Origin of the sequence: Mesorhizobium sp. M1338, from assembly GCF_040318045.1 — a bacterium.
GTDB lineage: Bacteria > Pseudomonadota > Alphaproteobacteria > Rhizobiales > Rhizobiaceae > Mesorhizobium.
Map to the genome: position 1 here is coordinate 1 of NZ_JAMYLL010000083.1, position 13136 is coordinate 13136.

General features: G+C 63.9%; 11 protein-coding genes. 2 read left to right on the forward strand and 9 right to left on the reverse strand.

The genetic code is table 11. The features are described from left to right. The first annotated feature begins 242 nt into the window (after positions 1-242). The gene (locus NKH19_RS31805; protein WP_352873780.1) at positions 243-2186 is read left to right on the forward strand and encodes an adenylate/guanylate cyclase domain-containing protein; all 1944 of its coding nucleotides are present in this window, start codon (positions 243-245) and stop codon (positions 2184-2186) included. Positions 2187-2357: 171 nt separating this feature from the next. On the opposite strand, the gene NKH19_RS31810 is transcribed toward NKH19_RS31805, so the two are convergent. The 7 genes from NKH19_RS31810 to NKH19_RS31840 form a co-directional block, all read right to left on the reverse strand. Then, positions 2358-3338, reverse strand: coding sequence for a 2-dehydropantoate 2-reductase (locus NKH19_RS31810; protein WP_352873779.1), 981 nt, complete (start codon positions 3336-3338; stop codon positions 2358-2360). A 2-nt stretch (positions 3339-3340) separates the two neighbouring features. Further along, a complete protein-coding gene (locus NKH19_RS31815) occupies positions 3341-4867 on the reverse strand; it encodes an acyl--CoA ligase (protein ID WP_352873778.1) in 1527 nt (508 codons plus the stop codon). A 316-nt stretch (positions 4868-5183) separates the two neighbouring features. Beyond that, complete coding sequence (ggt, locus tag NKH19_RS31820) at positions 5184-6770, reverse strand: gamma-glutamyltransferase (RefSeq protein ID WP_352873777.1); 1587 nt, start codon at positions 6768-6770, stop codon at positions 5184-5186. Between the two features lie 47 nt (positions 6771-6817). Next, positions 6818-7618 (reverse strand): ABC transporter permease, encoded by an 801-nt coding sequence (locus NKH19_RS31825; RefSeq protein ID WP_352873775.1) that lies wholly within the window; start codon positions 7616-7618, stop codon positions 6818-6820. Then, positions 7615-8541 carry an ABC transporter permease gene (locus NKH19_RS31830; RefSeq protein WP_352873773.1) on the reverse strand — a complete coding sequence of 309 codons (927 nt, stop codon included), beginning with the start codon at positions 8539-8541 and terminating at the stop codon, positions 7615-7617. Before NKH19_RS31830 ends, NKH19_RS31825 begins: the two co-directional genes overlap by 4 nt. Beyond that, the gene (locus NKH19_RS31835; protein ID WP_352873782.1) at positions 8541-9623 is read right to left on the reverse strand and encodes an ABC transporter ATP-binding protein; all 1083 of its coding nucleotides are present in this window, start codon (positions 9621-9623) and stop codon (positions 8541-8543) included. Before NKH19_RS31835 ends, NKH19_RS31830 begins: the two co-directional genes overlap by 1 nt. A 79-nt stretch (positions 9624-9702) precedes the next feature. Further along, positions 9703-10743 (reverse strand): ABC transporter substrate-binding protein, encoded by a 1041-nt coding sequence (locus NKH19_RS31840; RefSeq protein WP_352873772.1) that lies wholly within the window; start codon positions 10741-10743, stop codon positions 9703-9705. A 237-nt stretch (positions 10744-10980) separates the two neighbouring features. Between NKH19_RS31840 and NKH19_RS31845 the strand changes: the two genes are divergently transcribed. Further along, on the forward strand, positions 10981-11682 hold the full coding sequence (locus tag NKH19_RS31845) for a GntR family transcriptional regulator (protein ID WP_352873770.1): 702 nt from the start codon (positions 10981-10983) through the stop codon (positions 11680-11682). A gap of 89 nt (positions 11683-11771) precedes the next feature. Here the strand turns inward: NKH19_RS31845 and NKH19_RS31850 are convergent, their stop codons facing one another. Together NKH19_RS31850 and NKH19_RS31855 are read right to left on the reverse strand one after the other, a co-directional pair. Next, positions 11772-11978: a hypothetical protein gene (locus NKH19_RS31850; protein WP_352873769.1), complete on the reverse strand. Its 207-nt coding sequence runs from the start codon at positions 11976-11978 to the stop codon at positions 11772-11774. A 101-nt stretch (positions 11979-12079) separates the two neighbouring features. Further along, positions 12080-12838 (reverse strand): SDR family NAD(P)-dependent oxidoreductase, encoded by a 759-nt coding sequence (locus NKH19_RS31855; protein WP_352873767.1) that lies wholly within the window; start codon positions 12836-12838, stop codon positions 12080-12082. Between the last annotated feature and the right edge of the window lie 298 nt (positions 12839-13136).

Sequence of the window (13136 nt, forward strand, 5' to 3'; positions counted from 1 at the left end):
TCCCCATAGCCATCGACTGTGGCCCGCGGGTTCCTTCCTCGGGGACTTTCGTACGCCTGCCGGCGCCCGAAACTCTTCACGGAAGCGGACTTGCGGCTTGGAGGCCTGGAATGTGAGAAGCGGACGTTCAGGCGCCCCCATCGACGCGATCTGACCCATCTCGGAAGTCGGGCCGGATAGACTCCAGGCCAGATTACCAATACATTCCCAGATGCCGGGCTTTCTGAAAGTCTTCAACCCACATGGCCGAGATTCGAACCCAACGCCGCCTTGCCGCGATTCTGGCTGCTGATGTCGTTGGCTTTTCGCGCCTCATGGAGCACGACGAGGCTGGCACACTGGCCGCTCTCAAAGCGCGGCGGCGCGATGTTCTGGTTCCAGTGGTTGCCCAGCACCACGGCCGCGTGGTCAAGGTGATGGGCGACGGTGTGCTGGTGGAATTTGGCAGTGCGGTTGATGCCGTCCAATGCGCCGTCGAATTACAAAAGGGTTTTACCGGGGCCAACGAGAGCGTGGCGGAGGCCTACCGCATCGTCCTGCGTATCGGCATCAATCTGGGCGACGTCATCGTCGAGGGCAGCGATCTCTATGGCGACGGTGTCAACGTGGCAGCCCGGCTGGAGGGTCTGGCCGAGCCCGGCGGCATCTACGTCTCCGCCACCGTGCACGATCATGTCACCGGCAAGCTGACATTGGCGTTCGACGATCTCGGCGAGCACGCGCTCAAGAATATCGCAAAGCCGGTGCAGGTTTACCGCGCCGGAACAGGCGGGACCGGCAAAAGCGCGGTGCCTCAACTCCCGGATAAACCCTCGATCGCGGTTCTGCCCTTTGTCAACATGAGCGGCGATCCCGAGCAGGAGTACTTTTCCGACGGCATCACCGAGGACATTATCACCGACCTTTCGAAGGTGTCCGGACTCTCCGTCGTCGCGCGCAATACCGTCTTTACCTTCAAGGGCAAGGCGGTATTAATCGAGGAAGTGGCGAAGAAGCTGAATGTCGCCTACGTCCTGGAGGGAAGTGTACGCAAGGCTGGAGGACGGGTGCGCATCACGGCTCAGCTAATCAATGGTCGTGGCGGTGACCATATTTGGGCCGAGCGATATGACCGGACGCTGGACGATATCTTCAAACTGCAGGACGATATTTCCAAGACCATAGTCGATGTCCTCAAAGTGAAGCTGTTGCCCGAAGAACTGGAGACTATTACAAACCGCTCGACCGACAACCCAGAGGCTTACGAGACGCTGTTGATGGGCAGGTCGTTCCTCAACAGGGGAGTCGAGACCAAGTTTATCAAAACAGCGCAGCGACTGTTTGCTAGAGCCGTTGAAATTGACCCAAATTATGCGCGCGCTTATGCCGCTTTGGCTGATTGTGAGTGGCTTCTGTTGACTTGCAACGATCCCGACGCCTGCTTCGAGGCAGTCCTTTCCAACAGCACACGGGCGCTGGAACTTGAGCCAGGTCTCGCCGACGCCCACGCATCACGTGGCGGGGCCTTGTTCGTAAATGGCCGGTATGCCGAGGCGGAAGTGGAGTTCGAGCGAGCTTTAGAGTTAGACGCCAGTTCTTCCGATACCTATTTCTCTTACGGCCGGAATTGTTTCATTCAAGGTCAATACGAGAAAGCTGCCGGTCTGTACCAGCGTGCCGTATCGTTGTCACCCGATGACTATCGGGTCTGGATCAATCTAGTGATGGTCTATGTTTCACTTGGCCGCAGCGACGACGCCAAGGAAGCAGCAAGGCAAGGTGTGCTGCGAGTGGAAAAGGAAGTCAAAGCGCATCCCGACAATGCCACCGCGCTATGTTACGGGGCCACAATGCTGGCGGAGATTGGCGAGATTGAACGCGCGCTGTCGTGGGCCTCCCGTGCTGAAATGTTCGCCGGAGACAACATTGCGGTTCAGTACAACATGGGCTGTTTTTATGCGAAGCTGGGCAAGACGGAGCAGGCTATCGATTGCCTGGAACGTCAGCTAACTGCATCACATGCCTACCTCATTTTGCGCATGCCTTGGATGCGTCAGGATAGCGACCTCGACTCGCTCCGCGCTCAGCCCCGTTATGTCGCGCTTGTCAATCGGATGGGGGCCCAAATAGCCGCGACTGGAGCTCGAATATCAGCAGGCCACGAGGAGAGTGAAGCAATGACCCTGAATATTATGCCCAGAAAATGAGTTGGTTGAAGGCAGGTCCGTTCCTGGCGCAACTACGCCCTCAAGCGCGGTCGCCGGTAATGTCCGCTGTAAGGCGGTGGCACAACTAACTTTAACGGCCGACATGGGGCGCATAGCCGCCACCGCGCATCATCGGGACAGGCCGCCGCTTCAAAGCTTCGACGCCACCCTTCACCCATAACACCCGCGCTCCACCGCCAGCCGCCGCACCAGTGCCAGCACGGCGTCGATGGTCGGCGTCGGCTGACCCGTCAGCCGGCCAAGTTCCTGCACCGCGCTCACCAGCGCGTCGATCTCCATCGGCCGGCCGCGCTCCAGGTCCTGCAGCATCGAGGTCTTGTGCTCGCCGACATCGCCGGCGCCCTTGATGCGCCGGTCGACCGCTATGGGAAAACGCACGCCGAGGCTTTCGCCGATCGCCTGCGCCTCCAGCATCATGGTGCGGGCGAGCGTGCGGGTGCCTTCGTCGGCGACGATTCCCGCAAGCGTGCTGCCGGTCAGCGCCGAGATCGGGTTGAAGGAGAGATTGCCCCACAGCTTCACCCAGATTTCGCCGCGTATGTCGTCGCGCACCGGCGCCTGCAAGCCGGCCTTGACCATTTCCTCGGCCAGAAGCGTCACCCGCTCGCTGCGCTCGCCGGAGGGTTCGCCGAGCGAGAAACGCTTGCCCTCGACATGGCGAATGAGGCCGGGGGCGTCCACTTCGACGGCGGGATAGACGACCGAGCCGATGACGCGCTCCGGCCCGATCCGCCGCCAGATCGTGCCGCCGGGATCGACCGCGTTCAGCCTGGTGCCTTCGAGCAGCCCGCTGACGCCATGGAAATACCACCACGGCACGCCGTTCTGCATGGTGACGACGGATGTGTGTTCCCCAAGCAGCGGCGCGATCTGGTCAAGCGCTGAGGTGAGGGAGTGCGCCTTCAGCGCCAGCACGACATAGTCCTGAACGCCAAGTTCCTCGGCCTTGGCGGCGGCGCGGACGGGGACCGAAATTTCCTCGCCATCCTCGATCAGGCGCAGGCCGTTTGCCTCGATCGCTTCCAGATGGGCGCCGCGCGCGACGATCGAAAGATCGGTCCGCCCAGTGATGGCGAGCCTGGCCGCGAGATAGCCGCCGATCGCGCCGGCGCCGAAGATGGTGACCTTCATCGTCAAAGTCCGAGTTTGGCGGCAAGGCCGATGCGCTGCAATTTGCCGGTCGCGCCCTTGGGGATCTCGTCCAGGATCAGGATCTTGCGCGGCACCTTGAAGTCGGCAAGCCGCGTCGCGGCATAGAGGCGGATGTCGCCCTCGGTGGCACTGATGCCGTCGCGCAGCACAACCGCCGCCGCCACCTCCTCGCCAAGCTTGTCATGCGGCATGGCGAAGGTGACCACCTGCGCCACCGCCGGATGATCCATCAGCACATCGTCGACCTCGAGCGGCGAGATTTTCTCGCCGCCGCGGTTGATGATCTCCTTGAGCCGCCCGGTGACGCGCAAATATCCGTCCTCGTCCAGCACGCCCTGGTCGCCGGTGTGGAACCAGCCATGCGCGAAGGCCGTGGCGTTGGCATCCGGGTTCTTCTCATAGCCCGCCGTGACGTTGGGCCCGCGAATGACGATCTCGCCGGTCTCGCCGGCTTTGAGCAGTCGCCCGTCGGGCGCCATCACCGCCACTGCCGGACCGGCGGAGGCACCGACGCTGCCCGGCTTGCGCTGGCCCGGCGGCAGCCGGTTCGACGCCATCTGGTGCGCGGCCTCGGTCATCCCGTAGGATTCGATCACCGGACAGCCGAAGGTCGCCTCCAGCTCGGCCATCACTTGCGCCGGCAGCGACGCCGAGGACGAACGGATGAAACGCAGCCGCGCAGCCGCCAGCACCTCGGTGTTGCGTGCCGCCCGGGGCAGGATCGCCTGGTGCATGGTCGGCACCGCCGTGTACCAGCTTGGTCGTGCCTCGCTCAGCCACTGGAAGAAGCGCAGCGCGTTGAAGCCGGGCGTGCAAAAGATGCTGCCGCCCGATGCCAGCGACGACAGCACGGCCGCGATCAGGCCGTGAATGTGGAACAGCGGCATGATGTTGAGGCAACGGTCATTGGCCGTCAGGCCAAGTGTGCCGCCGATATGGGCGGCCGAGGCCGCGATGTTGGCATGGCTGAGCGGCACCAGTTTTGGCCGCGATGTCGTGCCGGACGTGTGCAGCAACAGCGCGATGTCATCATCCCGCGCCATGTCAGGCACTGCCGGCGGTGCGACCGCCGCGCCCTCGATCGTGAAGCTGCCGGCGGGTGTGTCGGGCTGCACGACAAGCCGCAGCACGCCGATGCCGAGGCGTTCGGCCACCGTCACCGCCGGTCCGGTCTCGCCCTCCGCGACAAGGATCGCCCTGGCGCCGATGTCGGTCAGGTAGAAGTCGAGCTCGTCGGCCCGGTAGGCGGGATTGAGCGGCGCCGTCGAGGCGGCGGCCGCCACGGCGACGAAGGCGGAGGCCATTTCGGGCCCGTTCGGCAGCACGATCGCCACCCTGTCGCCCCGGCCGATGCCGCGCGCATGCAGCTGATTTGCCGTGTCGGCGATCAGGCCGCGCAATCCGCCATGGGTGAGCGTCGCCCTGTCGGGTGCCAGGATCGCCGCCGCGTCGTCGGCACCGGCGGCGAGACGGCGGGAGAGGTCTGTATGGGTTTCAGTTTGGGTCATGATCACCGGCTATGTTTCAAGTGTCCTGCATGCGATTTCGGCCCGAAGATAGTCGCTTCGGAACAATTGTCGACGTTGGCGCCGCCCCTCATCCGCCTGCCGGCACCTTCTCCCCGTATAGTGACGGGGAGAAGAGGAAGCCGCACCCTAGGGGCATTTCTTGCAACGCTGGCGATTGGCGAGACCATCGATGAAAGCGTCTTTCTCCCCGTCACTATACGGGGAGAAATGCCCGGCAGGGCAATGAGGGGCGGCGCCAACGCTCGTTGTGGCAACTGCCGCCTTCTCCAGGCCGCCACGATTGTTCCGCTCAGTCTCAATATCCAAGCGCCAAACCATCCTTGCGCGGATCGGAGGCGCCGGTCAGCGTCCCCTTCTCCCAGTCGATCAGCACCACCTGTCCGCCGCCAAGCGGGTGATGCGGCTCGGTGATGCGGTGGCCGCGCCGGCGCAGGCCCTCGATCGCCTCGGCGGGGACGCCGCGCTCGGCCTCCACGGTATCATCGTTGTAGAACACCCTTGGCGCGTCCAGCGCCTGCTGCGGGTCCATGCCGAAATCGAGCATGTTGGTGAGCAGGTGGACATGTCCGAACGGCTGGTAGCCGCCGCCCATGACGCCGAACGGCATCACGGCGCGGCCGTTCTTCGTCGCCATGCCCGGCATGATCGTGTGCATCGGCCGCTTGCCGGGCGCGATCGCGTTCGGGTGCGCCGGGTCGAGGCGGAAGCTGGAGCCACGGTTCTGCAGCACGATGCCGGTCTTCGGGCCGACGACGCCGCTGCCGAACGAATAGTACGTCGAGTTGATGAACGAGACCGCGTTGCGGTCGCGGTCGACGATGGAGATGTAGACCGTGTCGCTGCCGGGCAATTCCACGCGCGGCAGGTGCGTCATGGCGCGGTCGCGGTCGATCCCGGCGCGCAGCCGGTCGGCATAGGCGCCTGACAAAAGCTGCTTCACCGGCACCGGCACATGGTCCTGGTCGCCGACGAAGCGATCACGGTCGCGGTAAGCCAGACGTCCGGCTTCGATTTCCAGATGCAGGCGTTCGGCGCCATTGGGATCGAGCCCGCCAAGCTTGAAGCCCGATAGCACGTTCAGCATCAAAAGCGCCGTCAGCCCCTGATTGTTCGGCGGCATCTGGTGAATCTCGTGGCCGCCATAGGAGGTGCTGACCGGCGCCACATAGTCGCCTCGGGTGGCGGCGAAATCCTCGGTCGAATGAAGCCCGCCCAATTCGTTGAGCCGGCGCACTATATCGTCGGCGACGGCGCCTTCGTAGAATCCGGCACGGCCTTGCCTGGCGATGATGCGCAAGGTGGCCGCCAGTTCGGGCTGGCGGTGGACATCGCCGGCCTTCGGCGCCTTGCCGCCAGGCAGGAAGATGCGCGCGGCATGCTCGTCGGCCGACAGGTCGGTCTCCGGCTCGGCCCAGTCGAAGGCGACACGGTCATGCACGACATAGCCGTTTTCGGCATAATGGATGGCCGGCGCCAGCGCTTCGGCAAGGCCCTTGCGGCCATGATCCTCCAGCAGGCGGCTCCAGGCATCGACGGCGCCCGGCACGGTGACCGCGTGCGGTCCCTGCAGCGGGATGCGGTCGAAGCCTTTTTCCAGATACCAGTCGACCGTCGCCTTGGCCGGCGCCCGACCGGAGCCGTTGAAGGCCAGCACATTGCCTTGTCCCGCCGGGCAGTAAAGCACGAAGCAGTCCCCGCCGACGCCGGTCGACTGCGGTTCGACCACCGCCTGCACCGCGGCGGCGCAGACCGCTGCATCCATGGCATTGCCGCCGGAGCGCAGCATCTCGATGGCCGCAAGGGTCGCAAGCGGATGCGACGTCGCGGCAACCGCTTGCGTGGCACGAACCGGCGAGCGGCCGGGAAACTGGAAATCACGCATTCTGTCTGGATATCCCCTGGTCACTTCTGCGAATGGGTCACTTGAAATCAATGCCGCCGGCCGAAGATCTGCGCAACCGACAACAGCGCGACCGAGAGCACGATCAGGCAGGTCGAGATGGCGGCGATCGTCGGGTCGATCTGGTCGCGCAGCGCGTTGAACATGCGGCGCGTCAATGTCGTGGTCTCGCCGCCCGATATGAACAGCGAAACCACCACTTCGTCGAAGGAGGTGATGAAGGCAAACAGCGCGCCCGAGACGATCGAGAAGCGGATCTGCGGCATCGTCACCTGCCAGAAGGCGGCGACACGTCCGGCGCCGAGGCTGCGCGCCACCCGCTCCTGGTTCATGTCGTAGGAGCGCAGCCCCGACAGCACCGTCAGCACCACCAGCGGCAAGGCCTGCACCGTGTGCGCAATGACCAGCCCGGTCAGTGTGTTGTTGAGCCCGATCCGCGCATAGAGGAAGAAGGTGCCGATGCCGATCAGGATCACCGGGACGATCAGCGACGCGGTCAGCAGCGCGTTGATGGTGCCGTTGAAGCGCAGCGTGCCCCGGTTGATGGCATAGGCAGCCGCGGTGCCGAACGGGGTAGCGACGAGCACGGTCATGACAGCCACCTTGACCGAGACGATCGTGGCGTCGCGCCACTCCAGCGAGCCGAAATAGGTCTGGTACCAGCGCAGCGACCATTGCCGCGGCGGGAATTGCAGCAGCGTCGAATCCGAAAACGACATGAAGACGATGATGATCGACGGCGCGATCAGGAACAACAGCACGAGGCCGCCGAGGCAGTAGAGCCACAGGCGTTGCCGGTGCGAGATCGGCAGGCCGACATCCGCACTCATGGCGAACTCCACACACCTGTGGCGCGCGCGCCGAGCAGCCACTGGAACAGGCCAAGAAGCGCCAGCGTGACCACAAGCAGCACCACGCCAAGTGCGGCACCCGCGCCCCAGTTGGAGTAGAGGCTGGTGGTCTGTTCCATGCGCATGGCCCACATGATCACCTTGCCGCCACCCATCAGCGCCGGGGTGACGAAGAAGCCCAGGCACAGCACGAAGACGATGACCACGCCCGAGGCAAGGCCGGGCAGCGACAGCGGAAAGAAGATCTGCCGGAAGTTGGCGGCCGGGCCGGCGCCGAGGTTCATGCCGGCGCGCAGGCAGTCGGTGTCGATTGTCTTCATCGAGGCGTAGAGCGGCAGCACCAGGAACGGCAGCAGGATATGCGTCATGCCGATGACCACGCCCGACAGATTGTTGGCGAGCGATAGCGGCTGGCTGATCACGCCGAGCTCGATCAGCCAGCTGTTGATCAGGCCCTTGCGCTGCAGGATCACCAGCCAGGCATAGGTGCGCACCAGCACCGATGTCCAGAACGGCAGGATGACGAAGATCAGGCAGATCGACGCCGCCCGGCGCGGCAGTTGCGACAGCATGTAGGTCAGGGGGTAGCCGAGCAGGACGCAGGCGCCGGTGACGATGAAGGCGACCTTGAAGGTGGTGACGAAGGTCCTGATGTAGGAGGCCTGTTCGAAGAAGCGCCCATAGTTGGCGGCGCTGAGGGCGCCGGCCTCGTCGAACAGCGACAGCCAGAACAGCCAGCCGATCGGCACGATGATGATGGCAAAGACCAGGAACAGGCTCGGCGCCAGCAGCGCCAGCAGCCGCATCGATTCACGCCGCGCATCGGTGCGCAGCGCCTGCGCGTTCAAGTCCCGGCCTGCATGGCCGCCAGTCTCTTCCATGAGGGCGGACTGCGCGCTCATCAATCCGCCGCCACCAGGATCGTGTCCTGCGCATCGAGGCCGAGCCTGACCGGCTGGCCGGGAGCCGGCATTTTCGCCAGCACATCGCTGCGGCAATAGTCGCGCAATGTCAGCTGGCGGCCATCGCGCAGCAGTGCGTAGCAGACGAAACTGTCGCCTTGGTAGATGATGTCGCTGAACGTCGCGTCGAGCACGTTGATACCGCTCGCCGGTTCGACGTTTGCCAGCAGTCGCAGCTTTTCCGGCCGCACCACCATCAGGTGCTGGCCAGCCGCCGGCACTGGTGCTGCCGTGTGGATTCTCCGGTCCTCGTACCAGACCGACCCATCGCGGCACTCGACCGGGATGAAGTTCGATTCGCCGATGAAGCCGGCTACAAATCGCGTTTGCGGCATGGCGTAGAGAGTTTCGGGCTTGTCGAGCTGTTCGATGCGCCCGGCGTTCATGACGGCAATGCGATCCGACATGGTGATCGCTTCGCGCTGGTCATGCGTGACGTAGATCGTGGTCATGCCAAGCCGCCGGTGCAGGCTGCGCAGTTCGATCTGCATATGCTCGCGCAGGCCCTTGTCCAATGCCGACAGCGGCTCGTCCATCAGCACGATGCGCGGTTTGAAGACGATGGCGCGCGCCAGCGCCACACGCTGGCGCTGGCCGCCGGAGAGCTGGTCGACCCGACGCTCGCCCAGGCCCTGCAACTTCACCAGCTCGAGCGCCTTTTCGACGCGCTCGGCCGTCTCGGCGGCGGCGACGCCGCGCTGCTTCAGCGGAAAGGCGATGTTGCGGAAGACGTTCATATGCGGAAACAGCGCATAGTTCTGGAACACCATGCCGATGTTGCGCTTGTGCGGCGGCGTGGTGATGATCTCATCGTCGCCGACCCTGATCGAGCCGGCATTGGCCCGCACGAAGCCGGCCAGGATCATCAGCAGCGTCGTCTTTCCGGATCCGGAAGGCCCGAGCAGCGTCAGGAATTCGCCGGCCTCGACATCGAGGTTCAGGTCGCGCAGCACCGGCACGCTGCCAAATCGTTTCTCGATCCGGCGCATGCTGATCGGCAGCGCGGATGGCGCAATGGACAAGATCATCGTCTCCTAGAGGCTGAGGCGGCGCAAGCAGGGCGAGGCGCCGCCCTGCCGTGGTTTGGGTTGCGGCCGCGGCCTATTGCTGGATCAGATTGTTGAACTTTTCCGTCGCCTCGACCAGATTGTCACGCCAGAACTCGGGGTCCTGCAGCGCCTGCTTCTTGACGTTTTCGGGCGCCGAATTGATGTCCTTGATCCTCTCCTGCGGGATCTTCCCGGTCTCGAAAGCCTTCTCGTTGACCGGCCCATTGTCGACATAGAGCGGCAGATTGGCCTGCAGCTGCGGGCTCACGAACATCGCCAGCGCCTTCATCGCCGCTTCCTTGTTCTTGGCGCCCTTGGGGATGACCATGCAGTCGGCGGTCAGAACACCCTGGTCGAAGGAGAAGCTGACCGGCGCGCCTTCCTTCTTCAAGGTGCCGGCGCGGCCATTCCAGATGCTCGCCATATCGACTTCGCCGTCCTTCACCAGCTGCATGGCCTGGGCGCCGGAGGTCCACCATGCATCGACGTGACCACGGACCTTGTCGACGGATTTCAAAGCGCCGTCGATGTCGACCGGATAGACCTTATCGATCGGAATGCCCTCGGCCAGTGCCGCGACGCTCAGCGTTTCCGTCGCCTGGCTGCCGCTCAGCGCGCGCCGCCCCGGGAATTTTTCCACGTTCCAGAAATCGGCCCATGTCTTCGGCCCTTTGTCGCCGAAGACATCGGTCCGGTAGATCAGCACGACCGACGTGTAGGAAATGCCGACCCAGTCATCATGGACCAGCTTCGGGTTGATGCCGCTCTTGTCGATGATGCCGTAGTCGAGCTTCTCGAACAGCCCTTCCTTCGAGCCGCGCGCGCATTCGTCGGCGCCGAGCTCCGTAATGTCCCACTTCACCGCATTGCCGGTCACCTGCAGCCGCACGTCGTCGAGGCCGTTGGTGGTGTCTTCCTTGATGGTGATGCCGAGCGCATCGGCGGTCGGCTTGAAGAACGCCTTGGTCTGCGCTTCCTGGTAAGTGCCGCCCCATGAGGCGACGGTGATGGTGTCGCCCGCCATGGCGGGGGCCGCGAGCGAGGCCATGAGGCCGGCCATCGCGACAACGCTAACGCTTCTGGTCCTGTTCATTTTCGGCTCTCCAACCGGTGTTCCCATTGTTTTTGATTTCGCATGCTATTTTGTATACAATTTTGAGTGTAGCTTAGCGATCGATGTTGTCAACACCGCCGGCGCGATCGAATTTTACGCGCTTCGTGCCGGACAAGATGGAGAGGGATGGCTTCGCCGAGGGCGTGGCAAATTACGCCGACTGCGACTACAGCTATCGTGTTCCGGCTGAAAGGCCGGAGAACTGGGAATGGAACCTTGGCCAAGGAAACGAAAAATACGCTGCGCGACTCGGTCTACTCCTCGCTCAAGGCGATGATCGTGACCGGCCAGATTCCGCCGGGCTCGCGCGTCACCGAAAACGACATCGCGGTGAAGCTGAATGTCAGCCGCACCCCGGTGCGCGAAGCCTTCAACCGCCTCGAGCGCGACGGCCTGGTCACCGGCCGGCCGCGCCAGGGCTATGTCGTCACCGAGTTTGACATCAACATGTTCCGCGAGGCCTTCGAGATCCGCGAGCTGCTCGACGGCCACGCGACCGAGTTGGCGGCGGCTGCGGCGACGGAAGCGGACAAGGCGCGGCTGCGCGCCATGCTGGCCGAATGCGAGCGGCTCGCCGCCATTCCCGAGCGCACCAACAGGGAAAAATTCCAGGAACTGGAAGTCGGCATCGACCTGCATCGCGTCATCGCCGAAATCAGCGGCAATGTCATGCTGCACGGCATGCTGTGCGGCATCCTCGACAAGTGCCAGCACTATGTCTGGACCGAACTCCTGTGGTTGGACGAATGGAAGATCGCCCGTGACGAGCACGCCGAAATCGTCGACGCCATCTGTGCCGGCGACGCCCGCCGCGCCGGCACGCTGGCCCGCGCCCATGTGCGGGGATCACGTGACAATGTGCTGCGCCTGCTGCAGGCCAAGTCGGACTATCGCAATTTTCTCGCCAAGGCCTCGTGAGGAACCACCTGGACGCTACCGATGCGCGCCGCGAGCCCGAGCCGTTGCCTCAGCCGGGAGATTCGAAGGGCATCATAGTCATGGAATGATCAGTGTGTGGTGGGATCGATCCGGCGAAGGCGTGAGCGCGCTTCAGCCACTTTTTTTTGCTCGGATCTGATCCGGCAGCACAGGGCAAGGCTGATGCCGACGCCGCGCTCCTCGTCCAGCATCTCATTTGCTCGCGTGAGAAAGAGTTCCGCGCGCTTGACGCGCTGCCTGGCCCTCGCCAGCTCCATTTCCAGATGGTCGTGCATTGTTCCGCACCCGTAAGATTTGCGGTCCCTTCAGGGGGAAAACCGCTGCTGAGCGGTTTGGTTCCCGCTGATTGGCCGAAGGCACCAGCGCCGACCGACGTTCAGCCCTTGCGCTCCTGAAGGCTGTTGCCGCCATCGACCACCAGCAGGGCGCCGTTGACATAGCTGGCGCCTTCCGACGCCAGGAACACCACCGCCGCGGCCACCTCGTCCGGCCGCCCGGCCCGCGCCGGCGGCGTATGCAGGGCAGCTTGCCGCTCCATCTCGCTCGACGACCCCGTTTCGATCCAGCCGGGAGCAACGGCATTGGCCGTGATGCCGCTCTTCGCCACTTCGAGTGCCAACGCGCGAGTCAGGCCGACCATGCCGGCCTTGGCGGCGGAATAGGCTGATGTGCCTTCGAAAGACACCAGCGGTCCGGTGACCGACGCCACATTGACGATGCGCCCATGGCCCGCTTCGACCATCGCCGGCAGAAAGGCCTTCGTGACGAGGAATGCGGTCTTCAGGCTGACGTCGATCCCCTGATCCCAGTCGGCCTCGGTCATCGCGAGAAACGCCTTGTCGACCGAGGGCGATGCCAGTGAGCCCATGCCGGCATTGTTGACCAGAATATCGACCGCGCCGACATCCGCCCGCAGCCCCGCGACGTCCGATGCGGCCGTGAGATCGGCGATTGCGGCAGTGGCATCGATGCCTTCGGCACAAAGTTCGGCGGCGCGATCGAGCACCCGCGCGCTGGCGCCGGTGAGGAAGACGGCATGGCCGGCGCGGCCGAGCTGCCGGGCAATGGCGAACCCGATGCCGTCGGCGGCGCCGGCCCCGGTGATAAGTGCGCGCCGGATGCTGGTAGGAGACATGGTCAAATCAGGCTCCGCGGGCTTCCGCCTGTCCCAAGAAATCGGACAGTAGCGGTCGCAATCAACGAACCATAATCCATGGATGATTTTGGTTCGCCCGAAAGGATGAAACTGGGCACTCGTATGTTATTGTTTGTACTATGTAGTTTTTGTGATCGCGGGCCGGCATTGGGTCAAGGTGTCCAAAGCTCGCGGGAGGGAGCGGCAGACACTGGCCGGAGAACGAACCCGCTGCGCGGGAGGGGCGCCTGCGGTTGAGGTAGAGATCAAGAACCGGTCGTCGCGCTCGCGTTGAGCG

Bases quoted from the DNA above. Each gene is read 5' to 3' on its own strand.
- NKH19_RS31805 (WP_352873780.1), top strand. From the start codon at position 243: ATGGCCGAGATTCGAACCCAACGCCGCCTTGCCGCGATTCTGGCTGCT.
- NKH19_RS31810 (WP_352873779.1), bottom strand. From the start codon at position 3,338: ATGAAGGTCACCATCTTCGGCGCCGGCGCGATCGGCGGCTATCTCGCG.
- NKH19_RS31815 (WP_352873778.1), bottom strand. From the start codon at position 4,867: ATGACCCAAACTGAAACCCATACAGACCTCTCCCGCCGTCTCGCCGCC.
- ggt (WP_352873777.1), bottom strand. From the start codon at position 6,770: ATGCGTGATTTCCAGTTTCCCGGCCGCTCGCCGGTTCGTGCCACGCAA.
- NKH19_RS31825 (WP_352873775.1), bottom strand. From the start codon at position 7,618: ATGAGTGCGGATGTCGGCCTGCCGATCTCGCACCGGCAACGCCTGTGG.
- NKH19_RS31830 (WP_352873773.1), bottom strand. From the start codon at position 8,541: ATGAGCGCGCAGTCCGCCCTCATGGAAGAGACTGGCGGCCATGCAGGC.
- NKH19_RS31840 (WP_352873772.1), bottom strand. From the start codon at position 10,743: ATGAACAGGACCAGAAGCGTTAGCGTTGTCGCGATGGCCGGCCTCATG.
- NKH19_RS31850 (WP_352873769.1), bottom strand. From the start codon at position 11,978: ATGCACGACCATCTGGAAATGGAGCTGGCGAGGGCCAGGCAGCGCGTC.
- NKH19_RS31855 (WP_352873767.1), bottom strand. From the start codon at position 12,838: ATGTCTCCTACCAGCATCCGGCGCGCACTTATCACCGGGGCCGGCGCC.